Source organism: Bradyrhizobium sp. GW821-FHT13H05 (assembly GCF_058804065.1).
The window spans coordinates 166,808-190,555 of the sequence record NZ_JBXAPO010000014.1; the positions used below are offsets into that span (position 1 = coordinate 166,808).

The 23,748-nt window shown below is 65.0% G+C and carries 25 protein-coding genes and 1 tRNA gene; 9 read left to right on the forward strand and 17 right to left on the reverse strand.

Annotated features, from left to right (window positions below):
• Positions 1-66: 66 nt before the first annotated feature.
• The gene (locus tag AC1RR3_RS30970) at positions 67-579 is read right to left on the reverse strand and encodes a MarR family winged helix-turn-helix transcriptional regulator (protein ID WP_492827803.1); all 513 of its coding nucleotides are present in this window, start codon (positions 577-579) and stop codon (positions 67-69) included.
• Complete coding sequence (gene maiA, locus AC1RR3_RS30975; protein ID WP_492827805.1) at positions 569-1,201, reverse strand: maleylacetoacetate isomerase; 633 nt, start codon at positions 1,199-1,201, stop codon at positions 569-571. Before maiA ends, AC1RR3_RS30970 begins: the two co-directional genes overlap by 11 nt.
• Before the next feature lie 183 nt (positions 1,202-1,384).
• Here maiA and gtdA point away from each other — a divergent pair, with 183 nt between their 5' ends.
• Positions 1,385-2,425 carry a gentisate 1,2-dioxygenase gene (gene gtdA / locus AC1RR3_RS30980; protein ID WP_492827807.1) on the forward strand — a complete coding sequence of 347 codons (1,041 nt, stop codon included), beginning with the start codon at positions 1,385-1,387 and terminating at the stop codon, positions 2,423-2,425.
• Positions 2,426-2,539: 114 nt separating this feature from the next.
• Here the strand turns inward: gtdA and AC1RR3_RS30985 are convergent, their stop codons facing one another.
• The 4 genes from AC1RR3_RS30985 to AC1RR3_RS31000 form a co-directional block, all read right to left on the reverse strand.
• Entirely contained in the window at positions 2,540-3,358 is an 819-nt protein-coding gene (locus AC1RR3_RS30985; RefSeq protein WP_492827809.1) for an ABC transporter permease, read from the reverse strand.
• On the reverse strand, positions 3,351-4,124 hold the full coding sequence (locus AC1RR3_RS30990) for an ABC transporter ATP-binding protein (protein WP_492827811.1): 774 nt from the start codon (positions 4,122-4,124) through the stop codon (positions 3,351-3,353). The genes AC1RR3_RS30985 and AC1RR3_RS30990 overlap by 8 nt, the downstream gene beginning before the upstream one ends.
• A 111-nt stretch (positions 4,125-4,235) precedes the next feature.
• Entirely contained in the window at positions 4,236-5,240 is a 1,005-nt protein-coding gene (locus AC1RR3_RS30995; protein WP_492827813.1) for an ABC transporter substrate-binding protein, read from the reverse strand.
• A gap of 33 nt (positions 5,241-5,273) precedes the next feature.
• Positions 5,274-6,638: an FAD-dependent oxidoreductase gene (locus AC1RR3_RS31000; RefSeq protein ID WP_492827815.1), complete on the reverse strand. Its 1,365-nt coding sequence runs from the start codon at positions 6,636-6,638 to the stop codon at positions 5,274-5,276.
• 112 nt (positions 6,639-6,750) lie between these two features.
• Between AC1RR3_RS31000 and AC1RR3_RS31005 the strand changes: the two genes are divergently transcribed.
• The gene (locus tag AC1RR3_RS31005) at positions 6,751-7,635 is read left to right on the forward strand and encodes a LysR family transcriptional regulator (protein ID WP_492827817.1); all 885 of its coding nucleotides are present in this window, start codon (positions 6,751-6,753) and stop codon (positions 7,633-7,635) included.
• A 31-nt stretch (positions 7,636-7,666) separates the two neighbouring features.
• The gene (locus tag AC1RR3_RS31010; RefSeq protein ID WP_492827819.1) at positions 7,667-8,104 is read left to right on the forward strand and encodes a hypothetical protein; all 438 of its coding nucleotides are present in this window, start codon (positions 7,667-7,669) and stop codon (positions 8,102-8,104) included.
• An 11-nt stretch (positions 8,105-8,115) separates the two neighbouring features.
• Here AC1RR3_RS31010 and AC1RR3_RS31015 read toward each other — a convergent pair whose 3' ends face one another.
• Positions 8,116-8,919, reverse strand: a complete 804-nt coding sequence (locus tag AC1RR3_RS31015; protein ID WP_492827821.1) for an enoyl-CoA hydratase-related protein — start codon at positions 8,917-8,919, stop codon at positions 8,116-8,118.
• Positions 8,920-9,073: 154 nt separating this feature from the next.
• Between AC1RR3_RS31015 and AC1RR3_RS31020 the strand changes: the two genes are divergently transcribed.
• Positions 9,074-10,048, forward strand: coding sequence for a ketopantoate reductase family protein (locus AC1RR3_RS31020; RefSeq protein ID WP_492827823.1), 975 nt, complete (start codon positions 9,074-9,076; stop codon positions 10,046-10,048).
• 3 nt (positions 10,049-10,051) lie between these two features.
• Here AC1RR3_RS31020 and AC1RR3_RS31025 read toward each other — a convergent pair whose 3' ends face one another.
• Positions 10,052-10,729, reverse strand: a complete 678-nt coding sequence (locus AC1RR3_RS31025) for an alpha/beta hydrolase family protein (protein ID WP_492827825.1) — start codon at positions 10,727-10,729, stop codon at positions 10,052-10,054.
• Between the two features lie 118 nt (positions 10,730-10,847).
• Here AC1RR3_RS31025 and AC1RR3_RS31030 point away from each other — a divergent pair, with 118 nt between their 5' ends.
• Positions 10,848-11,993: an acyl-CoA dehydrogenase family protein gene (locus tag AC1RR3_RS31030; RefSeq protein WP_492827827.1), complete on the forward strand. Its 1,146-nt coding sequence runs from the start codon at positions 10,848-10,850 to the stop codon at positions 11,991-11,993.
• Position 11,994: 1 nt separating this feature from the next.
• Here AC1RR3_RS31030 and AC1RR3_RS31035 read toward each other — a convergent pair whose 3' ends face one another.
• The gene (locus AC1RR3_RS31035) at positions 11,995-12,879 is read right to left on the reverse strand and encodes a LysR family transcriptional regulator (RefSeq protein ID WP_492827829.1); all 885 of its coding nucleotides are present in this window, start codon (positions 12,877-12,879) and stop codon (positions 11,995-11,997) included.
• A gap of 103 nt (positions 12,880-12,982) precedes the next feature.
• Here AC1RR3_RS31035 and AC1RR3_RS31040 point away from each other — a divergent pair, with 103 nt between their 5' ends.
• From AC1RR3_RS31040 to AC1RR3_RS31050, 3 genes are read left to right on the forward strand one after another with little or no spacing between them, the layout of a single operon-like run.
• Positions 12,983-13,411, forward strand: a complete 429-nt coding sequence (locus tag AC1RR3_RS31040; protein WP_492827831.1) for a DoxX family protein — start codon at positions 12,983-12,985, stop codon at positions 13,409-13,411.
• 12 nt (positions 13,412-13,423) lie between these two features.
• The gene (locus tag AC1RR3_RS31045) at positions 13,424-13,882 is read left to right on the forward strand and encodes a DsrE family protein (protein ID WP_492827832.1); all 459 of its coding nucleotides are present in this window, start codon (positions 13,424-13,426) and stop codon (positions 13,880-13,882) included.
• The gene (locus AC1RR3_RS31050; protein WP_492827833.1) at positions 13,875-14,474 is read left to right on the forward strand and encodes a TlpA family protein disulfide reductase; all 600 of its coding nucleotides are present in this window, start codon (positions 13,875-13,877) and stop codon (positions 14,472-14,474) included. The genes AC1RR3_RS31045 and AC1RR3_RS31050 overlap by 8 nt, the downstream gene beginning before the upstream one ends.
• Before the next feature lie 7 nt (positions 14,475-14,481).
• On the opposite strand, the gene AC1RR3_RS31055 is transcribed toward AC1RR3_RS31050, so the two are convergent.
• The 8 genes from AC1RR3_RS31055 to AC1RR3_RS31090 all read right to left on the reverse strand — a co-directional run bounded on the left by AC1RR3_RS31055 (position 14,482) and on the right by AC1RR3_RS31090 (position 22,838).
• On the reverse strand, positions 14,482-15,621 hold the full coding sequence (locus AC1RR3_RS31055) for an amidohydrolase/deacetylase family metallohydrolase (protein WP_492827834.1): 1,140 nt from the start codon (positions 15,619-15,621) through the stop codon (positions 14,482-14,484).
• A 122-nt stretch (positions 15,622-15,743) separates the two neighbouring features.
• Entirely contained in the window at positions 15,744-17,750 is a 2,007-nt protein-coding gene (locus AC1RR3_RS31060) for an SPFH domain-containing protein (protein WP_492827835.1), read from the reverse strand.
• 200 nt (positions 17,751-17,950) lie between these two features.
• Positions 17,951-18,027, reverse strand: a tRNA-Arg gene (locus AC1RR3_RS31065).
• Positions 18,028-18,130: 103 nt separating this feature from the next.
• Positions 18,131-19,087 carry a tripartite tricarboxylate transporter substrate-binding protein gene (locus tag AC1RR3_RS31070; RefSeq protein ID WP_492827837.1) on the reverse strand — a complete coding sequence of 319 codons (957 nt, stop codon included), beginning with the start codon at positions 19,085-19,087 and terminating at the stop codon, positions 18,131-18,133.
• A gap of 47 nt (positions 19,088-19,134) precedes the next feature.
• Positions 19,135-19,506, reverse strand: a complete 372-nt coding sequence (locus tag AC1RR3_RS31075; RefSeq protein ID WP_492827839.1) for a dimethylsulfonioproprionate lyase family protein — start codon at positions 19,504-19,506, stop codon at positions 19,135-19,137.
• A gap of 24 nt (positions 19,507-19,530) precedes the next feature.
• Positions 19,531-20,169 (reverse strand): RraA family protein, encoded by a 639-nt coding sequence (locus AC1RR3_RS31080; protein ID WP_492827841.1) that lies wholly within the window; start codon positions 20,167-20,169, stop codon positions 19,531-19,533.
• Positions 20,170-20,195: 26 nt separating this feature from the next.
• Positions 20,196-21,713, reverse strand: coding sequence for an AMP-binding protein (locus AC1RR3_RS31085; protein WP_492827843.1), 1,518 nt, complete (start codon positions 21,711-21,713; stop codon positions 20,196-20,198).
• Positions 21,714-21,809: 96 nt separating this feature from the next.
• On the reverse strand, positions 21,810-22,838 hold the full coding sequence (locus tag AC1RR3_RS31090) for an alpha/beta hydrolase (RefSeq protein ID WP_492827845.1): 1,029 nt from the start codon (positions 22,836-22,838) through the stop codon (positions 21,810-21,812).
• 209 nt (positions 22,839-23,047) lie between these two features.
• On the opposite strand from AC1RR3_RS31090, the gene AC1RR3_RS31095 reads away from it, so the two are divergent.
• Complete coding sequence (locus tag AC1RR3_RS31095) at positions 23,048-23,665, forward strand: hypothetical protein (protein ID WP_492827847.1); 618 nt, start codon at positions 23,048-23,050, stop codon at positions 23,663-23,665.
• Positions 23,666-23,748: the final 83 nt, after the last annotated feature.

Sequence of the window (23,748 nt, forward strand, 5' to 3'; positions counted from 1 at the left end):
AGAAGCCGCCGTGTACTGGATTCCCCGCTTTCGCGGGGAATGACGGCGGAGATAAAGGCGCCCCGCTCACCCACCCTTGGCCAAATGCTCCAGCGCGTCCTCGGCCCGCAATGGCACCCGTGAGGCCTCGTTGTTGAGATCAACGAGCTGCGTCATCAGCCCCAACAACGCTTTGCGGTCCGCAGGCTTGAGCGGCTCCAGCATCCGCGCCTGGGCGCGTTCGACGGCGGGAATGATCTCGCGCAGGATCGCAGCGCCTGACTTGGTGAGGTAGAGCAGCTTGATCCGCTTGTCCTCGGGCGCCGGCTTGCGCTCGACAAAATCCTTGGCCTGCAACCGCTCAATCACGCTGCCGAGGGTGGAGCGGTCGAACGCGATCACCGCCGACAGCCGCGTCGCGTCGATGCCGGGATGGGTGTGGATCGCGATCAGCGCCGCATATTGCACCGGCGTGAGATCGAACGCCTTGCATTCCTCCATGAAGATCGACACCGCGATCTGCTGCATGCGCCGGAACAGATAGCCCGGCGCGGCATAGACGGCGTCGATGGTGATTGGAGGGGCAGGCTTACTCGGCATCGGGCTGCTTCTCCGGCGCGGCATCGGCGAAGGCCGGCAACGCCTTGGCTGCGGCCTCGGCCTTGAGCAGGCGCGGATAGGCCGAGACATCGACGCCGAAGCGGCGCGCATTGGCAAGTTGCGGCACGAGGCAGAGATCGGCGAGCGTCGGCGCATCGCCGAAGCAGAACGGGCCCGGCTCGTCCCGGATCAGCGTCTCGCAGGCCGACAATCCCTCGCGATTGACCCAGGCGGCCCAGTCCTGAACCTTATCCTCGGCAAGACCAAGTTCGCGCAATCGCGCCAGCACCTTCAAATTCTGAACCGGATGGGTGTCGCAGGCGATCGCCAGCGCGAACGCCCGCACCCTGGCGCGGCGCAGCGGATCCTTCGGCAGCAGCGGTGGATTGGGGTGGGTCTCGTCGAGCCATTCGATGATGGCGACCGACTGGGTCAGCACCGCACCCGCATCGCTTTCAAGCGCCGGTACCAGGCCTTGCGGGTTGATGGCAAGGTAAGCGGGCGCGCATTGCTCGCCCTTGCGAAGATGATGCGGCAGATGCTCGGCGCCGAGGCCCTTGAGGTTCAGCGCGATCCGCACCCGGTAGGCGGCGCTGGAGCGAAAATAGCCATGCAGCTTCATCGGAACCCTCCCGTTATTTTTTTGTCGTTCCGGGGCTCGCAAAGCGAAAACCCGGAACCTCGTCATTCCGGGTTCGATGCTATCGCATCGCCCCGGAATGACGACATTGATCGTGCCCGTCTCGTTGACGCTACCTAGACCGTCAGTATACTGTCAATCAACAAAACGAACGGGAGCGCCGCCATGGAAGCCGTGACCAAGACGCCGGAACGCGAGGCGTTCTACAAGAAGATCGACGGCGAAAACCTCACCGCACTGTGGACGGTGATGGGCGATCTGATCACGCCGGAGCCGAGAAGCGCCTGCCGGCCGCATCTCTGGAAATTCGATATCATTCGCGACTACATGACGGAAGCCGGCAAGCTGATCACCGCCAAGGAAGCCGAGCGGCGCGTGCTGGTGCTGGAAAATCCTGGCCTGCGCGGCCAGTCCAAGATCACGACCTCGCTCTATGCCGGCGTGCAGATGGTAGTGCCCGGCGACGTCGCGCCCGCGCACCGGCACAGCCAGTCGGCGCTCCGCTTCGTGCTCGAAGGCAAGGGCGCCCACACCGCGGTCGACGGCGAGCGCACCGCGATGGCGCCCGGCGACTTCATCATCACGCCATCGATGACCTGGCACGATCATTCCAACGAAACCGACGAGCCGATGTTCTGGCTCGACGGACTCGACATTCCGCTGGTGCAGTTCTTCGACTGCTCGTTTGCGGAGGGATCGAAGGAAGATCAGCAGAGAATCACAAAGCCCGCCGGTGACAGCTTTGCGCGCTACGGCCACAATCTGCTGCCGGTTGATGTGAAGCGAAGCTCGAAGACCTCGCCGATCTTCAGCTATCCCTATGCCCATACGCGCGAGGCGCTGGAAAAAGCGCGCGCGAGCCAGGAATGGGACGCCTGCCACGGGCTCAAGCTAAAGTTCAGCAACCCCGAGACCGGCGATTTCGCGATGCCGACCATCGGCACCTTCATTCAGCTGCTGCCGAAGGGCTTCAAGACCGCGCGCTATCGCGCGACCGATGCGACGGTGTTCTGTCCGATCGAGGGCCGTGGCCGCAGCCGGATCGGCGATGCCGTGTTTGAGTGGGGCCCGCGCGATCTGTTCGTGGTGCCGAGCTGGCAATGGGTGACGCACGAGGCGGAAGAGGATGCCGTGCTGTTCAGCTTCTCGGATCGCCCGGTGCAGCAGAAGCTGGATCTGTTTCGCGAGGACCGCGGCAATGCTTGAGCCACACTGCTGACCACACCGTCATTGCGAGCGAAGCGAAGCAATCCAGAATGTTTCCTCGGAGACAGTCTGGATTGCTTCGTCGCTTCGCTCCTCGCAATGACGGAGTACGCCTCACCGCCAGTGCAATAATTTGACCTCCAGCCAGCCGATCACCTTCCCCACCGCCAATCCAAACACCGACAAAATCACCACGCCCGCGAGCAGCTGATCCGTCTGCATGAGATTGCCGGCCTGGAGCACGAACGCGCCGATGCCGTATTGCGCGCCGATCATCTCGGCGCTGACGACGAGGAGCAGGGCCACCGACGCGGTGATGCGGAAGCCGGCGAGAATGGCTGGCAGCGCGCCCGGCCAGATCACCTTGCGTACGATGGTGGCGAAGGGGACATTAAAGCTCTGGGCCATGCGGATGAGGTTGCGCGGCACCCCGTCGACGCCGCTATAGACCGAGATCGCGGTCGAGAAGAAGACGCCGAGCGCAATGGTCGCGATCTTCGGCTCTTCGCCGATGCCAAGCCAGAGGATCAGCAGCGGCAGCAGTGCGATCTTCGGGATCGGGAACAGCGCCGAGATAAAGGTGATGCCGACGCTGCGCGCCAGCCGCGACAGGCCGATGGCGAAGCCGACCGCGACGCCGGCCGCCGTTCCCAGCACCCAGCCGACGCCGATGCGCAGCAGCGAGGCCGACAGATGCTGCCAAAGCGCGCCTGATATCGCGAGCTGGTAGATCGCGCGCACGATTGCCAACGGCGCCGGCAGGAACAACGGATTGACGAGACCGGCGCTGCCGGCGGCCTGCCAGATCGCGATCACCAGCGCGAGCGCGATCCAGCCGCCAAAGCGGCTCGACGCGGGCACGAAGCCGGCGCCGCGGAAGCGGACGCGCCGCGTCGTCTCGTCCTTCGCCGGTAGCCCGGCACGATCAAGCATGCTGCACCTCGCGCTCGGCGTCGATCGCCTCGTTGCGGATCAGCGACCAGATCTGGTTCTGAAGCGCCAGCAGCTTTTCACGCGCCGCGGTTTCGCCGCGCTCAGTGCGCGTCATCGGTACGGTCACGACCTCGCGAATGCGGCCCGGGCGCCGCGACAGCACGACAATGCGATCGGCAAGGCGCGCGGCCTCTTCGAGATTGTGGGTGACATAGACCGCGCCCATACCGCCGTCGGCGAGCAGGCGAACGAAATCCTCCATCAGCAGCTCGCGGGTCTGCGAGTCCAGTGCCGACAGCGGCTCGTCCATCAGGAGAATGGCGGGCCTGACCGCAAGCGCGCGCGAGATGCCGACACGCTGGCGCATGCCGCCGGAGAGCTGCTTTGGATAGGTTTTGCGGAAATCGGTGAGCCCGGTGCGGCGCAAGGCATCCTCGACCAGCACACAGCGCTGCGCGGCCGAGAGCTGCGCGTGCAGCAGAGGAAATTCGACGTTCTCCTCCACCGTCGCCCAGGGCAGCAACGCAAAATCCTGAAACACGAAGGTGAGCGGATTGAGGCTGTCCGCTGGCGGCTCCCCGCGCAGCTCGGGCGCACCCGACGTCGGCTGCAACAGCCCGCCGAGGATCGACAGCAGCGTGCTCTTGCCGCAGCCGGACGGACCGACGATCGCCACCACCTCGCCGGCACTGACGGTGAAGGAGACGTCGTCGAGCACCGCGAGATCGCCGAAGCGATGGGAGATGTGGTTGGCGATCAGGTCCATTCTGTTTCGTCCATCCTCTGCTCCGTCGTTCCGGGATGGTCCGAAGGACCAGACCCGGAACCTCGAGATTCCGGGTTCGATGCTTCGCATCGCCCTGGAATGACGGAGGCATCAATCCGCCTTCACAAAATCCCTGGCGATGATCGCATTCGCATCAAAGCCCTTGTCGGCAAAGCCCTGCTCCTGGAGCCATTTGATCTGGTTGTCGACGTTCTTCACGTCGAGCTTGCCGTCGGGATCGATATAGGCGCAATTGCCGACCACCTGCTCGACCGGCAGATTGGTGTACTTCGCAATGATCTCCAGCAGCGGCTTTGTCTGCTCGTTGATCGGCGCCACACCGTCCTTCATCGCGGCGAGGATGACATCGTGATATTCGCGATCGGCCTTCGCCAGCACGCCGAGAAATTTCGTCACCAGCGCCTTGTTGGTCAGCGTCTTCGGGGAGGCGAACACCGCGCCCAGCTGCCACGGCGTCTCGTCGCCGACCCAGCCCAGAAACTTCGCACCGCCCTCGTCCATCAGCTTGCGCGCCGTCGAGATCGGAAGCAGCGCCGCATCGACCGTTTCGCCCTTGAGCGCGGCCGCCGCATTCGACAGCGATTGCAGCGGAATGATCTTCACCTCCGCGAGCTTGAAGCCGTATTTGTCGGCGAGCAGACCAAGCGAATAGTGAAAGCTCGATCCGACCTGCGTCACCGCCACACGCTTGCCCGCGAGATCCTTCGGCGTCTTCAAGCCGGCGGCGTAGGCGTTGTTGCTGGCGAAATAGCCGATCAGGGGATAACCGGCCTTCTCGCGGCTCATGCCGCCGATCACCTTCAGCACGCCCTTGCCGGCGAGATTGTAGAGACCTGCCGTGAAAGCGGTGACACCGAAATCGATGTCGCCCGAGGTCGTCGCGACCGCGATCGGCTGCGCCGCGTCAAAAAACTTCAACTCGACGTCGAGGCCGGCCTCGCGGAAATAGCCCTTGTCCTGCGCGATGAAAACCGGCGCGGAGGACGACAGGCGGAGCACGCCGATCCTGGCCTTCAGCGCATCCTCGGCCCGGGCCGTGCCCATCGCCGTGATCGCCATCAGGCCCGCAAGCGCGAGCCGTGCAATCCCGATCATCCCGTTTCCTCCGTCGTCGTTGTTTGCAGCCCGTCAAAGCCCCTCGGGCACGGGCTGGTCCCGCCCGATGAAGGCGCCCTGTTGTTTCAACGTTTCCTGCAACTTTTCAATGGGGATTTCGCGTGGAATCCGGTTTCCGGAGAGCGCCAGCGCGGCGGCGGAACCAGCGGCCTCGCCCATCACGAAACAGGCACCGGAAACCCGCGCCGCCGACTGGCCTTCATGGGTCATCGAGGCGCAGCGCCCGGCCACGAGGAGGTTGTCGACGCCTTCGGGCACCAGCATCCTGTAGGGCAGTTCGTTATAGCCGCGCGATTCCGGGATCGGCGGGAAGGTGAAGACGACGTCGCCGGGAACATGGGCCTCGATCGGCCAGCCGTTGACGCCGATGGAATCCCCGAACGAGGCGCAGCCGAGCACGTCCTCGCCGCTGAGCTGGTAGCCGCCCGTGATGCGGCGGGTCTCGCGGATGCCGAGCTGTGGCGGAAGGTCGACGATGTAGGACTTCTCAAACCCAGGCACGGTGCGCAGGAATTCGAACGCGGCGAGCGCCTGCTTGCGGCCCTCGATCTCGCCGCGGGTGAGATCGTCAGGCTCGATGCCGTTGATGGCGTGGCCGTCCTCGTGGGCCACTTGCGTGAAATTCACCCGCCATTCGATGCCGGACTTTTGCGGCCGCACGATCGCGCTTTTGCGCGGGAATGTGTGGGTGCCCGCGGCAAGCGCCTTTTCCATCAATTGCGGGATGGTGCGCCAGGCCTCGCCAGCCCGCTCAGGGTCGATGTTGTTCAGGCGCAACATCATCGACGGATACATGGGATGGCCGTGCTCGTCGCCGAACTCGAACGGTGCGCCGGCCCAGACCGCGAGGTCGCCGTCGCCGGAGCAATCGATGAAGATCTCCGAGCGCACCGCTTGCCGGCCGGCCTTGGTCTCGACCATCAGCGCGTCGATGCGGCTGTTATCGCCCATCACCACGCCGGCGCCGAGCGCGTGGAAGAGGATGTTGACCTTGTGGCTTGCGAGCAATTCGTCGGCCGCGATCTTGTAGGCCGCGGTGTCATAGGCCTGGGCAAAGACCTTGCCGAGGATCAGATGCGGTGTGTTGAGACCGTTGAGCCGATCGATCCGGGCCAAGAGCTCGGATGCCATGCCCTGCACCAGCCGGTGTGCCTGGCCATAGACATTGCCATGCAGGCCGCAGAAATTGGTGACGCCGGCCGCGGTGCCCATGCCGCCGAGGAAGCCGTAACGCTCGATCAGCAGCGTCTTTCGCCCCGCCCGCGCAGCTGAGGCCGCCGCGATAATGCCGGCCGGGCCGCCGCCGAGCACGACGACTTCATATTCACCGTAGAGCGGCACCTGGCGCGCTGGTTCTTCGATTGTCGTGGCCCGCATGGCGCGTCCTATCCCTGAAAATCCTTGATTGCGACCGACTATGAATTAACGCGAGGCGGGCTACAATCCACCAAAATACGCGATCAGCTTTCTCGAATCGTGAAAGGTTGGGATGGACTTCCTCGTGAACCTTCAGGCGTTCCTCGCCACTGCGGATGCGGCCGGCTTCTCCGCCGCCGCGCGAAAACTCGGCGTCTCGACCTCGGTGGTCGCAAAACGCGTCACGCAGCTGGAGGCACGGATCGGCACGCCGCTGTTTCATCGCTCGACCCGGCAATTGCGACTGACCGACGCCGGCCAGCGCTATGTGCATCGCGCGCGCGGTGTCGTGACTGATGCCACCGATTTGCTGTCGCGCATGGGCGAGAAGGGCCACGACCTCGTCGATCATCTCCGTATCAAGGCGCCGACGTCGCTGACGGTGGCGCGGCTGGCGGACGTCTTCAGCGCGTTCCAGACCCAGAATCCGCGGCTGAAGCTCGAGATCGTGCTGATCGACCGCCCGGTCGATCCCGTCACCGAGGGTTTTGACATCGCCATCGGCGCCTTCCCGCACTCCTTCGGCGGCGTGATCGACGAGCCGCTCTGCGCGCTGAAGCGGCTGCTCTGCGCTTCACCGGCCTACTTGAAGAAGCACGGCACGCCAAAGCATCCGCGCGATCTCGTCGAGCATCGCTGCCTCAGCTTCCTGCCGACCGGACCGGAATGGATTTTTGACGGCCCACGCGGCCGCATCAGCATCCAGGTCAGCCCGCTGCTCGCCTCCAACGAGGGACACGTATTGGCGCGCAGCGCCATCGCCGGCAACGGCATCGCGCTGATCTCGCATTATCTCGTTGCGGATGCGTTGCGTGACGGGACGCTGAAGCCGGTGCTGCGCGAATTTCCGATTCCGGAATTGTGGGTGAAGGCCGCAATTCCGGAACGGCGACGCAATGCGGCTGCAGTGCAGGCATTGCTTGCTTTGCTGAAAACGTCACTCGCGTCGTCGCTGTAAGCCGCGTCGCGCGGTCGTCACAAGATCGCAGTTGCTCTCGATCGGCGAACCTGAGAGAAGGGCCACCAAATTTCGCCGTCATCGCCCGCGAAGGCGGGCGATCCAGTATTCCAGAGGCGTCAAACATATACGGAGAAGCCGCGGCGTACTGGGTCGCCCGGTCAAGCCGGGCGACGACAAGCAACCTGGTTCAAGAAATGGATTCGCGCTTTTGAAATTCGCCCTGTCCGCCCTGATCGTTCTCGCGATCTCAACCTCTCCCGCCGCGGCCGTGGAGCAAAACTGCCGCTTCATCCAGGCCAAGCCCGATCGCGAGGCCTGCTACAGGCGGCAGGAGGAAGAGTTGGCCGCGAAGCGCAAGCCGCCCGCACCCGTCAATGAAGGCAACACGCTCCAATCGCTCCGTCAGATGCGGCAGGACGACGACGCCGTCTATCGCAGCATCAACAACATCTGCCGCGGCTGCTGAGCGACGAACGCTCAGCCTTTGCTGCCGCCCCAATTCCCCGCCCGCTTCTCGGCAAACGAGGCCAGCCCCTCGGCCGCCTCCGCGCTCTGGCGCTTGACCGAATGCAGGTGCACGAGCCGCTTGTAGGCGGCATCGTCCACCGCCATTCCGCCGAACGAACTCTCCAGCGCGAGGCGCTTGGTCTCGGCCATCGCCTCCGGCCCGTTGGCGAGCAGTTGCTCGACCACCTTGCTGCCTGCGGCCTCCAGTTCGGCGAGCGGTACGACTTCGTGGACGAGGCCGATGCGGCGGGCGTCCTCGGCGCCAAAACGCTCGCCGGTCAGCGCGTAACGGCGGACTTGCCGTACACCAATGGCGTCGCAGAGCTGCGGGATGATGATCGCGGCCGTCAGGCCCCAGCGCACCTCCGTGATCGAGAACAGGGCGTTGTCCGCGGCAATGACGACATCGCAACCCGCGATCACGCCGGTACCGCCACCGAAACAGCCGCCCTGCACCAGTGCCACCGTCGGGATCGGCAAGGTGTTGAGCCGCTGCACGGCCTCGAACGTCGCCCGGGACGCCGCCTCATTCGCCTCGGCCGATTGCGGCCGCACGCCGTTGATCCATTTGAGGTCGGCGCCGGCCTGGAAATGCTTGCCATTGCCCTTGAGCACGACGACGCGCAGGTTCGGCTTCCTAGCCAGATCGTCCATGGCCGCCAGCACGCCGGCGATCAAGGCGCCGTCATAGGCGTTGTTCACTTCCGGGCGGTTCAACGTGACGGTCGCAACCCCACGCTCATCAAGAGTCCACAGGACGGGGCTGGCAGTCATCGGCGATCCTCCGGTCGTTTGCTTGGCGCGCACTATGGCCGAGGCAACGCATCCCGATCCATATCTTTCCAGCGTGGGGCGGCCGCGTCCATCGCATGGCGGCTTGTGTCATGCTGTCGCCTGATGGCATCAAGGGATCAGGGACAGGACATCTATGCGCATCTGCATTTTCGGCGCGGGCGCCGTCGGCAGCCACATCGCGGTCAGGCTGGCTCGCGCCGGTCATGACGTCTCGTGCGTGATGCGGGGGGCGCATCTGGAGGCGGTGCGTGCCAATGGCCTGAAGCTGCGCGTCGGCGATTCCGAGGTCTCCGCCAAGGTCAACGCTTCAGGCGATCCGGCCCAGCTCGGCCCGCAGGACATCGTGATCAGCACCTTGAAGGCCACCGCGCTGACCGGGCTGGTTTCCAGCCTCAAGCCGCTGCTCCAGGACGACACCGCCATCGTGTTCGCGCAGAACGGCATTCCCTGGTGGTACGGCATCGGCCTGCCGCCGCGGCACCCCACCCCGCCCGACATTTCCTTTCTCGATCCGGGCGGGCGCCTGCGCGCCTGCATCCCGAAGGAGCGGATCATCGGCGGTGTCATCTTCTCCTCGAACGAGGTGGTCGCGCCCGGGGTGGTGCAGAACCTCACCCCGGACCGCAATCGCCTCCTGATCGGTGAATGCGACGACCGCAATTGCGAGCGCATCACGAAACTGCGCGGCGCCTTCAACGACGCCCGGCTGGAATCACCGCCGGTGGCCGATATCCGTGAGGCGATCTGGTCAAAGCTGCTGACCAACATGTCGCTCTCGGTGCTGTGCCTGCTGACCGGCCAGACCGCACGCGGCGTCCGCGACGACCCTGCGTTCGCCGAGGTGATTCCGCGCATGCTGAACGAGGCCAACGACATCGCCCAGCACTTCATCCCCGAGGTCAAGCGCGTGACGCGCAGCGGCCCCGCCCCCAACCACAAGCCATCGCTGCTGCAGGATTACGAGCTCGGCCGCGCCATGGAGATCGACGTGCTGGTGAAGGCGCCCGCCGCCTTCGCGCGCACCGGCGGGCTGTCGACGCCGACGCTCGACCTGATCGCCGCGCTGGCGATCCAGAAGGCGCGCGACAAGGGGCTTTATTCCGCCTGAGCTTCAAGCGAGCGCGTCGATCCAGGCCGCGAGCGTGTCGAGCACCTCTGCAAGCGCCTCGTCATTGCTGCGGCCGGACTTCTTCAGCACCGCAAAGGAGTGATCGCCGCCGGCGATCTCGTGCAGCGTCGCCTTCGAGCCGAGCGCTGCGATGACGGGCTTCAGGAGGCCGAGATCGGCAAGCCCGTCGCGCGTGCCTTGCAGGAACAGCATCGGGATATTGACCTGGGCGAGATGCTCGGCGCGCTCGGTCGACGGCTTCTTGTCGGCATGCAGGGGAAAGCCGAGGAAGGCGAGCCCCTTCACATCCGGCAACGGCGCCTTGGACTGCGCCTGCGAGGTCATGCGTCCGCCAAACGACTTTCCACCCGCAACAAGCTTCAAGCCGGGGCACCGGCGCGCCGCCTCCGTGACCGCCGCACGGATGGCGGCATGCGCGACTGCCGGCTGGTCGGGACGTCCCTGCTTGTTTTCCATGTAGGGAAAATTGAAGCGGAGCGTCGCGATGCCGCGATCTGCGAGGCCCATCGCAATCTTGTCCATCGACGCATGCCGCATGTCGGTGCCGGCGCCATGCGCCAGCACATAGCAGGCGCGCGCATTGGCTGGCTGCACCAGGATCGCCGAGACGGTGCCGATGCGCTCGATGTCGAGCTTGAGCTCTTGAATTTTGGTCGCCACAATCAGCCATCCCGCTGCTACGGCCGCCTTGGTAGCGTCACCGGCGCAGCCTGAAAACACAATAATTGCCGCCGCGGACTGGCCTACCAAGCCGGAAAGCCCATCAACCGAGGTGACCATGTCCTACCGCTCCTCCTGGATGACCGAAGAGCTCGATGTCTTCCGCGACCAGTTCCGGAAGTATCTTGCCAAGGACCTGGCGCCGCATGCCGAGAAATGGCGCGAGCAGAAGATGGTCGACCGCTTCGCCTGGCGCGGGCTCGGTGAGATGGGCGCCCTGCTCGCAAGCGTGCCGGAGGAATATGGCGGCCTCGGCGCGACCTTCGCCTATGACGCGGCCGTGCTGGACGATCTCGAGAGCACGGTGCCGGAACTGACGACCGGCGTCTCCGTGCACAGCGCCATCGTCGCGCATTACATCCTCAATTACGGCTCGGAGGAGCAGAAGAAGCGCTGGCTGCCGAAGATGGCGAGCGGCGAAATGATCGGCGCCATCGCCATGACCGAGCCCGGCACCGGCTCCGACCTGCAAGCGGTCAAGACCACGGCGAAGAAGCAGGGCAATTCCTACGTCATCAACGGCCAGAAGACATTCATCACCAACGGTCAGGCGGCCGATCTCGTCGTCGTGGTCGCGCGCACGGGCGAGCAAGGCGCGAAAGGCATTTCGTTGCTCGTGGTCGAGACCGCGGGCGCGGACGGCTACAAGCGCGGGCGCAACCTCGACAAGATCGGCCTGCACGCTTCCGACACGTCGGAACTGTTCTTCGACAATGTCACGGTGCCGCCGGAAAACCTGCTCGGCAAGGAAGAAGGCCAGGGTTTTGTCCAGCTGATGCAGCAATTGCCGCAGGAACGCCTTGCGCTCGCGGTCGGCGCCGTCGCGGCGATGGAGCGCGCCGTCAAGCTCACCGTCGATTACACCAAGGAGCGGAAGGCGTTCGGCAAGCCGCTGATGGATTTCCAGAACACCGCCTTCACGCTCGCCGAGCGCAAGACCGAAGCCATGATCGCGCGCGTTTTCGTCGACTGGTGCATCGAGCAGCTGGTCGCCGGGGATCTCGATACCGTCACGGCGTCGATGGCGAAATACTGGTGCTCGGACAAGCAGGTGCAGACTGCCGACGAATGCCTCCAGCTGTTCGGCGGTTACGGCTACATGCAGGAATACCCGATCTCGCGCATCTTCATCGATTCCCGCATCCAGAAGATCTATGGCGGGACGAATGAGATCATGAAGCTGTTGATCGCAAGGTCACTGTAGCTCACCTCATCCGCTTGTCGGCCACGACAAAGTCGATGAAGGTCCTCACCTTCGCGGAGAGGTATTTGCGGCTGGGATAGACCGCGAACAGCTTCCCCTCGAAGATGACCTGATCGGGCATGACGTGCTCAAGACGTCCGGCGGCGATGTCATCCGCTACCAGCCATTTTGGCAGGAAGGCGAGGCCCATGCTTGCCAGCGCGGCCATGTGCAGCAGCGTTTCGTTGCCGCTGCGCAGGACCGGATTGAGCTTGACGGTCTCGACACCGTGCTCACCCGTGAAGGAGAAGCTCTCGCCTGGCAGCAGCGCGTAGTGCAGCAGGGCCTGGCCGGAGAGATCGGGCAGCTTCGTCGGGCGTCCGGCGCGATCGAGATAAGCGGGTGCGCCGACCATATAGAACGCGACCTTGGTGATCGGACGCGCGATCAGCGCCTCGTCCGGCGTACCCGTCGCGCGCAACGCGAGATCGAATCCCTCCTCGACCAGATTGACCAGCCGCCCGCTGAGATCGACATCCAGGCACACCTCCGGATAGCGGACCTGGTAGTCCGCCAGCACGCCCGCAAAGATCGTATTCGCCATCCACACCGGTGCGGTCAGCCGCAGCGTGCCGCGCGGGACGACCGTCGCCTTGCTGACGGCGGCCTCGACCTCGTCGAGCGAATCCAGCATCTGCCGCGCCTGCTCGAAATAGAGCGCGCCGCTCTCGCTCAGGCTGACCCGCCGGCTGGTCCGGTTGAGCAGCCGCGTGCCCAGCCGCTTCTCGAGCTGCATCACGTGCTTGCTCGCCATGGCCGGCGAGATGCGCAGGCGCTGCGCCGCGGTCGCAAAGCTCTTCAGCTCCGCGACCAGGCAAAACACCCTCATGCTGACAAGAGAATCCATGGAATCATCAACATTCAGGAAATGAACTCATCCCAGAACACATAATGATCAAAAATGGAGAAACCATCAAATGGTGGCAACCCTCACAATCCGGAGAACCACCATGTCTACCGCCACCATCGAGACCGCCACCCCGGGCCGGGCCCTTCGCATCGGCCTCTGGGCCGCGCAGGGCCTGATCTTCCTCGCCTTCGGCTCGGCCGGGCTGGTCAAGCTGCTGACGCCGATTCCCCAGCTTGCGGCGATGATGCCCTGGGCCGGCCAGTATTCCGAAACCTTCGTCCGCAGCATCGGCCTGATCGATCTCGCCGGCGGGATCGGCATCCTGCTGCCGGCCCTGACGCGGATCCTGCCGCGGCTGACGGTGCTGGCCGCGCTGGGCTGCTCGGTGTTGCAGGTGTTCGCGCTCACCTTCCACCTCTCGCGCGGCGAGGCTGAGGTCACGCCGCTCAATGTCGTCCTGCTGGCGCTCAGCCTGTTCGTGTTGTGGGGACGCGGCCGCAAGGCCCCGATCGCACCACGCCAGTTCTGACCGGCGGCCGCCATGATCTCGGCCAACCGATGGTCCCGCAGGGGCCTGCTCGCGGGCACTGCGATCCTCACGGCCGGCGGCGCCGCCGCCAGGGAGGACCGCCTCGCCGACGGCGTCGTCATCCTGATCGACAGCAACGAGCCCTATGTCATGGGGCATGCGATCAGCTACTCGGCCAACCTCTCGAAGCACTTTGCCGACAGGGGCGCGAGATTGCTGATCGAGGTCGTCGCCAACGGCAAGGGCATCGACGTCTTCCGGGCGGACAAGACCCCGCTGGTCGAACCGCTCGCGACGCTGCGGCAGTCGCTGCCCAATCTCACCTACAGCATGTGCGCATCGTCGAAGGCGATCGCAGAGGCCAAGGAGCAGGTCTCGATCCCGCTGATTGCGGGCGCAAGCCTTGTCCCCTTCGGCATCGGCCGCGTCGTCGACCTGCAACTCAAGGGCTGGGCCTATATCCATGCATGAGAAATCGGATGCTCACGGCACGGCGTTGTCGCGACGATCAATCCTGATGGCCGCGCCGGCCTGGCTTGCTGTCTCGCACACGGCCCGTGCGCAGGACAGCGCCTGGCCGCCGGTGTTCGAGGCCGGGCGCAACCAGTTCACGGTGGTGCGGCCACGCGCAGCGATGCCAGCGCTGCGACTTCAGGACCTGCACGGCCGGGATGCGGTCGTGTCGGCCAAGCCGGGCCGTATCACATTGGTGAACTTCTGGGCGACCTGGTGCGCGGCATGCCGGCTCGATCTGCCGACGCTCGCAAGCCTTGCCGGATCGAGGCCCGATCGGCTCGACGTTGTCGCGATCTGCACGGACACGAAGGATCTGCGCAAGATCCGCACCTTCCTCGGCGGCCTCGCCGCGCAAAACCTCGCCTGCTATGTCGACGCCTACGGCACAGCGGCCGAAGCATCCAGCGCGATGTTCGGCCTCGTCGGCATGCCCATCACTTATCTGATCGGAACGGGCGGCCACGTCGAAGGCTATATCGCCGGCGCGCCCGAGTGGCTCTCACCCGCGGGCGCGCAGCTTCTGCAATTCTATCGCGCGCAGAGCTAGCGCTGCGTCAATTCGGATGCCACCAGCGGCCGCCGATGACGACGCCCTCGGAGACAATTTTACGGTCGCCGATCAGGTGCTCCCCGACGACGTCCTCATAGTCGAACTGGCCTTGCCTGACAGAGATCAGCGTGGCGTCGCCGACGCAGCCGGGCTTGAGGCTGCCGAGCTCGGGACGGCGCAGCGCCATCGCCGCGTTCACGGTCGAGGCCGCGACCACGTCCGAGAGCTCCATGCCCATGCACAAAAACTTCGACATGGTCGTGACCTGGTCGAAGGCCGGGCCGTCGATGCAGAGCTGGTGGATGTCGGAGGAGATGGTGTCCGGATAGAAGCCGTTGGCGAGCATCGCGCGCGCGGTCTTGAACGCGAACGAGCCCTTGCCATGGCCGATGTCGAACAGCACGCCGCGCTCGCGCGCGTCGAGCACGGCCTTCTTCACCGTGCCCTGCGCCGTCGCCGGCGTGTTCGGGAACGGGCGGAACGCATGGGTGAGGATGTCGCCGGGACGCAGGCGCGCCAGCACCTCCTCATAGCTCGGCGGCGGATGGTCGATATGCGCCATCAGGGGCATGCCGACCTCGTTGGCGACCTCGAGCGCGATGTCGAGCGGCACGACCCCCGAGGTGCCCGAGGAGTGCAGGCCCACGCGCACCTTGATGCCGACGATGAGATCGCGGTTGGCATCGGCCACCTTGGCCGCCTCGATCGGATTCATCAGCCGCAGCTCCTCGCTCTCGCCGACCATGATCCGGTGCGAGAAGCCGAAGATGCCGGCATGCGAGACGTGCAGGTACGCGAGGATGCGCACCTGGCTCGGCTCGATCACATGCTTGCGGAAACCGGCGAAATTGCCGGGCCCGGCGCTGCCGGTGTCCACCGCCGTGGTGACGCCGGAGAGGCGGCAGAACTCCTCGGCGTCGATGCCGAGCGAGGTGCCGCCCCAATAGACATGGGTGTGGAGATCGATCAGCCCCGGCGTCACGATGAACTGCGAGACGTCGCGTACATCAGTGCCCGGATCCGCCTTGAGCCCGGTGCCGATCGCGGCGACCTTGCCGCCCGAAAAGGCGACATCGGTCACGGCGTCGAGCTTCTGGGAGGGGTCAACGACCCGCCCTCCACGCAGGATCAAGTCGAAAGGCATCATCATCTCCGGATATCGCTGGGGCAGTGTGAGAGGCGGGAACAGACCGGGCCGGAAGGTGGAATTCCAGCCCGGTCACCCCTGTTAGCAATTTTCGCGCCGCCGAAGCAAATCGGCCGCGATCAGTGCCCGTTGGACTTGCGATCCGCGCGCGGCGCCTCGTCCTTCAGCCGCTCCAGCGCATCAGGCATCATGCGGCCGAACATCGAGCTCAGCATCGCGGTCGGGATCAGGCCCGAATTGCCGCTCTCCTGGCCCTGCCCGCCGGACATCAGGAATTGCGGCACCAGCGGCTGGTTGATCTTGGTGAGCGCGTCCGCGAATTTCGCAAAATTCTGCTCGGCCAGCCTGAACTCCGGTCCGCCATAGGCATCGACCGAAAGCTTGGTCGATTGAGCATTGGCGGTGCCCACCGCAAGCACGCGATCGGCCTCACCCTGGCCCTCGAGCCGCGACTGCTCGCCGACCGCGGCCGCCGTCACCTTTCTTGTCTCGGCGTCCTTCTGGGCGCGGGCGAGCGCCGCGGCGCCCTCGTTCTCGTTCACCTTGATCTGGATGAGCGACTGCGTCAGCGCCGATTGCGCGGCCGCGGTTGCCTTGGCCTCGTTGAGCGTACGCTCCTGCACCGCGGCCTTTTCCTGCTCCTGGTAGGTCTCGATCTGCTCGCGCGCGATCTGGCGCGAGCGGAGCTGGATCAGGATGTTCTCGATGGTGTGGTCGCCATTCGCCGCGCGCGGCGTCCCGATCAGCACCTCCTGGAGGTCGAGCGAATAGCTCTGGAACTTCGCCTTCATTTGAGCAGCCGATTCCTCCTGGATCGACGCCCTGTTCTGGAGCAGCTCGATCAAGGTCATCTTCTGCGCGATGTTCTTGAAGAACGCGCTCACCATCGGGTCGAGCGTCTGCTCGACCAGCTTCTTCACGTCGCCGAAGCGCTGGATGATCATCGGCGCCTTCTTGTAGTCGATATGCATCACCACCGAGAGCGGCAGCGTCGGCTCGAACGCGTCCCGCGTGATCAGCGAGATCTCCGACAGGTTCTCATCCAGCTTCATCGCGCCGACCTCGCCGCGCACCCATTTCAGGATGAAGTTGACAGTCGGGATGATCTCGATCTTGCCGGAATAGGTGTTGAACGCGTATTTGCCGGGCAGCAGCGGGTCCTTCCAGACGCCGCGACCGCCGTTGAGGACCAGCTCGCCGTGGCGATACTGCTCACCGGACACGTCGCCAGAGTGCGGGCCGGTATAGAAGATGACGACGCCGACATTGCCGACCGGGATCACGGTCTTCGGCACCGCCTCGACGGTCGCGAACAGGCGGTTGATGTACCAGGTGCCCTCGACGATGACCTGCAACTGACGGCCGCGATAGCCGCCGGCGGCCAGGAATTTCTCGGGCTCCTGGAAATTGTTGTGAAAGATCTCGTCGTCGCGCAGATCGGTGCCGACCTCGGGCGCGATGATCTCGCCCGGTGGCAGCGACGGGCCGTCATGCACGGTCACGACGCCGACGAGATCGTGATCGGCCGCGAGCACGACGGGCGCAAAGCCCCAGCGCTCGGCGATGGTGAGCTGCATGGCGTCGAGCACGCCGCGCTCCTGCTCGCTCAAGGCGTGGCCGTAGACGCGATCATCGGTGATGATCGCGAATTGCGTCGTGTTGATCGCGTAGGTGCCTTCGCGCAGGATTTTTCGCTGCGGGCCCTTCTGGCCGCCGCCAAGCAGGAAGCGCCGCACGTCCTGGAAATCCGCTCTGTCCTCGGTGTCGTTGGCGCCAAGCACCTGCGAGGCGCCGAGCGGCGCGCCGTCGCGCGCGAACACATAGGCGATCTTGCCCTGTCCGACCGTGACGAGATCCGATTTATGGATCCGGTACATGAACGGAAAGAACACGTGCAGGCCGCCGCGCAGCACGTCCGGCTCGTAACCGGCTTCACCGTTGAGCGCGATGAAGCCGCCGTCGATCGAGCCGCTCGTCGACCACAGCTTCTCGACGATGCCGACCTGGTTGTTCGGGATGTAACGAAAGATATTCGCAATCCGCAGCAGGATGACGAGCGCGATCGCTGCCGCGGCCCACAGCGCCGGCTGGATCAGCCAGGCGCCATTGAAACCAGTGAGGTCCATAGTTCATCTCCACAATTCGCAACTGGGCGGCTTTGTTAACCAAAGCCACACTCCAGAATTGCGGGAGCGGAGATGTGGGTACGGCTCTTCCTTCGCAAGCCGGCTGTCGCGTGAAGCCGTGCCAATCTTTTTTTATTGGGACCTTGACGGGCGGGAGAGAAAGAGTCAGCGGCAAATTCTGAAAAGCCGCATTTTGGAACTGGCGATCCCGGCATGACTCGAACATGCGACCTACGGTTTAGGAAACCGCCGCTCTATCCGGCTGAGCTACGGGACCGCGGAACCCGCCGGTGAGGCGGGTTGCCTGGAGGTGTACATATCAAAGCGAGGGCCAAATCGGAAGCCCTCGCCGCGATCAATCCGGATGTCAGCGGGCAACCTCACGCCCTGATATTGTTGTCCTTCACCACCTTGCCCCAAGTGGCGACCTGCTTGTCGAAGAAGATCTTGAAGGCGGGGCCGTCCTCGAGCAGCAGGGTCATCTGCTGCGTTTCCTTGAGCTGGGCGGCGGTCGCGGGCTCACTCAGGATCTCCTTGCACGCCGTCGCCATGGCGGCGACGGCGTCGGGCGGTGTGCCCGTCGGCGCAAAAATGCCCCACCAGGCCAGCGTCTCGAAGTCCGGAAAGCCCGCCTCGATCGCGGTCGGCGTATCCGGCAGCGCCGACAGCCGCTCGCGGCCGAGCTGCAGGATCGGGCGCAGCATGTTGGTGCCGAGCTGGGCTGCGACCAGCGCCGCCGATCCCGCGATCAGATCGACATGGCCGCCGAGCACGTCGTTCATCGCGGGGCCGCCGCCGCGATAGGGCACGTGCATGATCTCGACGCCGGCCTTGTTGCCGAGCACGGTCATGGCGAGATGGCCGAGCGTGCCGATGCCGACGGAGGCGTATTTCACCGCGCCGGGAGTTGCCTTGCAGGCGGCGACCACGTCGGCAAAACTCTTGTAGGGACGGCCGGCGCCGGCCGCGATCACGTAAGGCGCGGTGCCGACCAGGAACACCGGCATCAGCTCGCGCTCGACATCGACCGGCGGCTTGTCGAGGATGGCCGGGATCACCGCATGGGAATCGAACGTGACCAGGAACGACGTGCCATCCGGCGGGCTCTTGGCGACCTGCGCCGCACCGAGCGCACCCGCGGCGCCCGACTTGTTCTCGACCACGACGATGCGGTTGAGTTTTGTCTGGAGATTGGCCTGCAACAGCCGCGCCATCGCGTCGGTCGAGCCGCCCGGCGGGAACGGCACGACGAGCGTGATCTTGCCCGCCTGCGCGCTTGCCGGTGCCATCGCGAGGATGGCGGGCGCTGCCAGCAGCGCCCGTCGTGTGATCGTCATGGTCCCCTCCCTTTTTGTTTTGCGCCCGGCTTTTGCTCTTTGGCGCTTCAGGTCGTTCCGAAACCCGACCCCGCTTTTTTGTATTCTGGCCGTGGTGGACTGAAAATGTCCAGCACGCGGGCGCCGTCAGGGCCGGCGCGCATGGTGTGCGGCACATTGCCGGGCGTGCGCCAGAAGTCACCCTTCTTCACGGGGATCTCCTCATCGCCCTGGACGCGGATGGCGGAGCCGTCGAGCAGCACGCCCCATTGCTCCTCGGGATGATGATGCAGCGTGCCCTGGGCGTGCGGGGCCAGCGTCACCACCGACAGCATCGCCTGCTCGCCGGAGAAGATGCGCGTGGTGACCCCTGCCGCGAGCTCGCGGAACAGCCCATCGGCGGGATTGTCGATGTTGTGGAATTCGTCCTTCTGGCTCACTTGGCGCTCCCTGCCCTGCTTTGATTATGACTTGCCGTACGAGCCCTGATAGCGGCCCTCGCGGATCGCCTTCATGGTCTCCTCCTCGCGCGCGACCTGGGCGCGCACCGCTTCCAGCAGCGCGGCAGCGCCCGCGGCGGGAAACGACACGACGCCGTCCTCGTCGCCGACGACGATGTCGCCGGGCGATATCACGCTGCCGCCGATCGTCACCGGCACGTTGATCTCGCCGGGGCCGTTCTTGTAGGGGCCGCGGTGGATCACCGCGCGGGCGTAGCAGGGAAAGTCGTCGGCCGCGAAGGATGCAACATCGCGGATCGCGCCGTCGATCACGTAGCCTTCCGCTTTGCGCCACTGCGCGATGTTCTTCATGATCTCGCCGACCAGCGCGCGGGTTTCGTCGCCTCCGCCATCGACCACGATGACGTCGCCGGGACCGACCAGCTCGAGCGCGCGGTGGATGGCAAGATTGTCGCCGGGGCGGGTGCGCACCGTGAAAGCCGTTCCCACCAGCTTAGCCCCGCGATGATAGGGTTTTAGCCCCACCGCGCCCGGCAGCCGGGCGAGATTATCCGAGATGACCGAGGTCGGCGCGCCTCGAAAGCCCTCGATGATCTCGGCCGGCGGCTTCGGCACGCTGTTCGCAGCGATGGTGATGGTCATGTCCCAAAATCCTTCCGTGAATTCTCTTATTCGGCGTGCGCCGGCGCCTTCGTCGGCCAAATCCGGAAGGCGCGCCCCTCCTTCATCCACGCCGCGCGCTCGTCGCGCAACAGTGTCCGGCGAACTTTTCCGGAATCATCGCGCGGCGGGACGCTGACGATCTCGAAACTCTCGGGATGCTTGTAGCGGCTCAGCCGGTCCTTCAGGAAGTCTGCCATGCCGTCTGCGATCGCCTGGCCGTCCGCATCGCCCTCCGGCTCGATGATGGCATGCACGCGCTGGCCCAATTCCGGATCGGGCAATCCCACCACCACGCAGGAGCGCACGCCGGGCGCCTCGGAGACCGCGGCCTCGACCTCGGCGGGATAGATGTTGGCGCCGCCGCGCAGCACCATGTCGGCAAGGCGGTCGCCGAGATAGAGATAGCCCTCCGCATCCAGCCGGCCGATATCGCCAAGCGATTCCCAGCCGTCGGCGCGGCGCTTCGGCTCGGCGCCGAGATAGTGATAGGTGGCATCCTTGCCGTCATTGTTGAGGAAATAGATCTCGCCGGTCTCGCCCGGCGCGACGTCATTGCCGTCCTCGCCGACGATGCGCAGTTTTGCCATCTCGCCGATCTTGCCGACCGAGCCCTTGTGGGTCAGCCATTCTGTGCCTGAGATGATGCACGAGCCCTGCCGCTCGGTGCCGCCATAGAGCTCCCAGATGCGCTCGGGTCCGAGCCAGGCGATCCAGTTCTCCTTCAGCCAGGGCGGCATCGGTGCTGCCATGTGGAACACGGTCTGAAGGCTCGACACATCGTAGGCGTTGCGCACGCTCTCCGGCAGCGCCCAGATCCGATGCATCATGGTCGGCACGAAATTGACCCATTGCACGCGCTCGCGCGCGATCTGCCGCAGGGTCTCTTCGGCGTCGAACTTGGTCAGACCCGTGAGCTTGCCGCCGGTGAACAACGCGTAATGCGACACGATGAACGGCGCATTGTGGTAGAGCGGACCGGGATTGAGCAGCGAGACGCCGAACGGAATATTGAGCGGCGGGGCGGCGACGGTGTCGGTCACCGCCGGATGATGATCGAGGATCACTTTGGGGCGGCCGGTCGAGCCGCCTGAGGTCATCGCCTTCCAGTAGCGTGCCACCGGAGGATTGAGCGGCTCGTCCGAAAACCCTTGCGGCACGAAATCGGCAGGCAGTCGGTTCGGCGCGTTCCAGTCGGCCTCGCCGCCAACCACGAGCGCCGGCTTGAGGATGTCGAGCACCGCGGCGGCCTCGCCGCGCGGCAGCCGCCATGACAGCGAGGTCGGCGTCGCCCCGCACTTCCACACCGCAAAGGACGTCTCGAAGAACGCGTTGCCGTTGGGCAAGCCGATCGCGACGAAATCACCGGGCTTGACGCCCTTCGCGGCGAACGCTCGCGCCCGCCGGTTGGCACCGCGTTCGAGCTGATCCCATGTCAGCGTATCCTGCCCATGCTGGACGGCGATCGTGCCTTGCGGTTTGCGCTCAGCGTACCAGCGCGGCACGTCGGACAGGGGCAGCAGCATCAGGCGTTTCCACTTCGTCTTCTTGGCGGCGCCTCGGGGCGAGGCGCTCGCGCTGCGAAGTGTAACAGCCAGGGCTGGAGCTTCAAGGCGCCGGCGTCAGCGCTCCGCGCCGCAGCCCGGAATATCGAACAGGGCCGCGAGCCCGCATTTCGAGGTCAACATCTTGTCGCCGTCATGGCCGACGCCGGCGACATCCCAGACCCGGTGATTGGGCGTGCCGTGGTCGCGCTTGGCCATCGCGTCCACATAAGCGTGGCCGCGGGCGTAGCGATAGGGCCCTTGCGCCTCGGCCATGCAGCTCTTGTCCAGCGCAGAATGTTTCGGATTGGTGTCGAGCGTGCCGAGCAGGTAGATCACCTCGCGCTCGACATAGCGCTGCTCCAGCCCCGCAGGTGCCGCGTCCGCGAGATAAGGCGGACGCTCGCCCATGCCGTATTTCCAATTGTCGTAGCCCGGACAGGACGCGGCAATCGCGGGCAAGGGCCGCTCGGGGGTGAAATAGGCATAAGACGAGGGATTGGCGACGACGTAGCGGATGTCGATGTGCTGGCGCAACAAGGCCGCTTCGCCCTTGCCGGCGATGGCATAGCGCTGCACGACCTGGCCGCCGCCTGAATGGCCGGCGACCACGACCTGCTTCAGGTTCGGGAAGATGCGCCGGTCGGCAAGTTTTGCGAGGATCGCATCGAGCGCCTCGAACGAGGAGACCGGGTTGGGCGCGAGCGCGGCATCTCCACCTTCCCATCCCTCCAGCGACCAGCGCAGCGTGTCCTGCGGCAACTTGTGCGCTTCGATATCGATCTCCGCCAGAAATTGCGGCACGATCATCAGCGCAGCCTTGCCGTCGTCGCCGGCTGCGGCCTGCGCGTTGTTGGCCGAGATGTAATATTCGTCGGCGTTGCGCAGGCGACCATGCAGCACGATGATCGCGCGCAAGATCCCCGGCTGCGGCAACGACCAGTCGCGGGAGAGGTAGAGCGGCAGCATTCCGCGGCCGCCGACCGGGAGCCGCGCGTCGCCGACGGCCTTCACCGGCTTGCGGTTCGGCGCATCCTCATCCGCCGCGAAGGCGTGGCCGCAAATCAGCACCAAAGCGAGTGTGGCGAGACAGGCCAGCGCCCTCATGACGAATAGTCCCCTTCGAATTCAAACCGGTAAAATTCTAAACGCATCATGTGCCGCGCGGCTGTGACTCCCGCGCCACGTCAAGCAAAAAATGTCAGCATTGCAGCCATGAAATTCCCGGGTTCCACGGGTGACAAGCCGGCGATAAAGGGGCAAAAATCTGGCTCGACTCAGTTCGGGTTGAGTTTTCTAGGGAATGCTCTCGTAGAATGTCGATTGTGGTTGCATCGCGTCGTGCGGCGCTTCTCGTTGCCGCAGCAGGATTTTTTCTGCTGACGCCGTCGCATGCCCAGGCGCAATGGTGGAAGCGCGCCCCTGTCGACTTCGAGGAATGCGCCGACGCCGCCGAAAAGGCCGCAACCAAGGCCGAGAAGACTTCAGCGCTCGCCGACTGCAACGCCAAATTCGCCGGCCGGCGCAAGGCCAGCGGGGGCTATTCCTATTACGACTTCCTCCAGGACCGCACCTTCGACATCGCAGGTCCCAATCCGACGCCGGAAGAGCAGAGAAAAATCGACGAAGCCTACACCGCCTATCTCGCCAATCAGCGCCGCAGCAATGAAGCGGCGCAAGCCGCCGCGCGCCAGCAGCGCGAGCAGCAGGAACAACAGGCGCAGCAGCTCCAGCAAGTCGCGCTGCGCACCGACGTCGAGCGCGTGCCAGTTCCGGTCGAGCGGCCGAAGGTGCAGCAGACCGTCGGCCAGCGAAAGGGTGCGCCCTGCACCAAGGGCTCGTTCTCCTGCGAATGGCCGCGGCTGTCGGAAGGGTTGAACGATCTGAAGAAGCTGTTCAACCCGACGCCGGGCAAGCCGGCGAAGAAGGGGTAGCCACAGCCGTCATTGCGAGCGCAGCGAAGCAATCCAGAGTCTTTCCGCGGAGGGATTCTGGATTGCTTCGCTGCGCTCGCAAT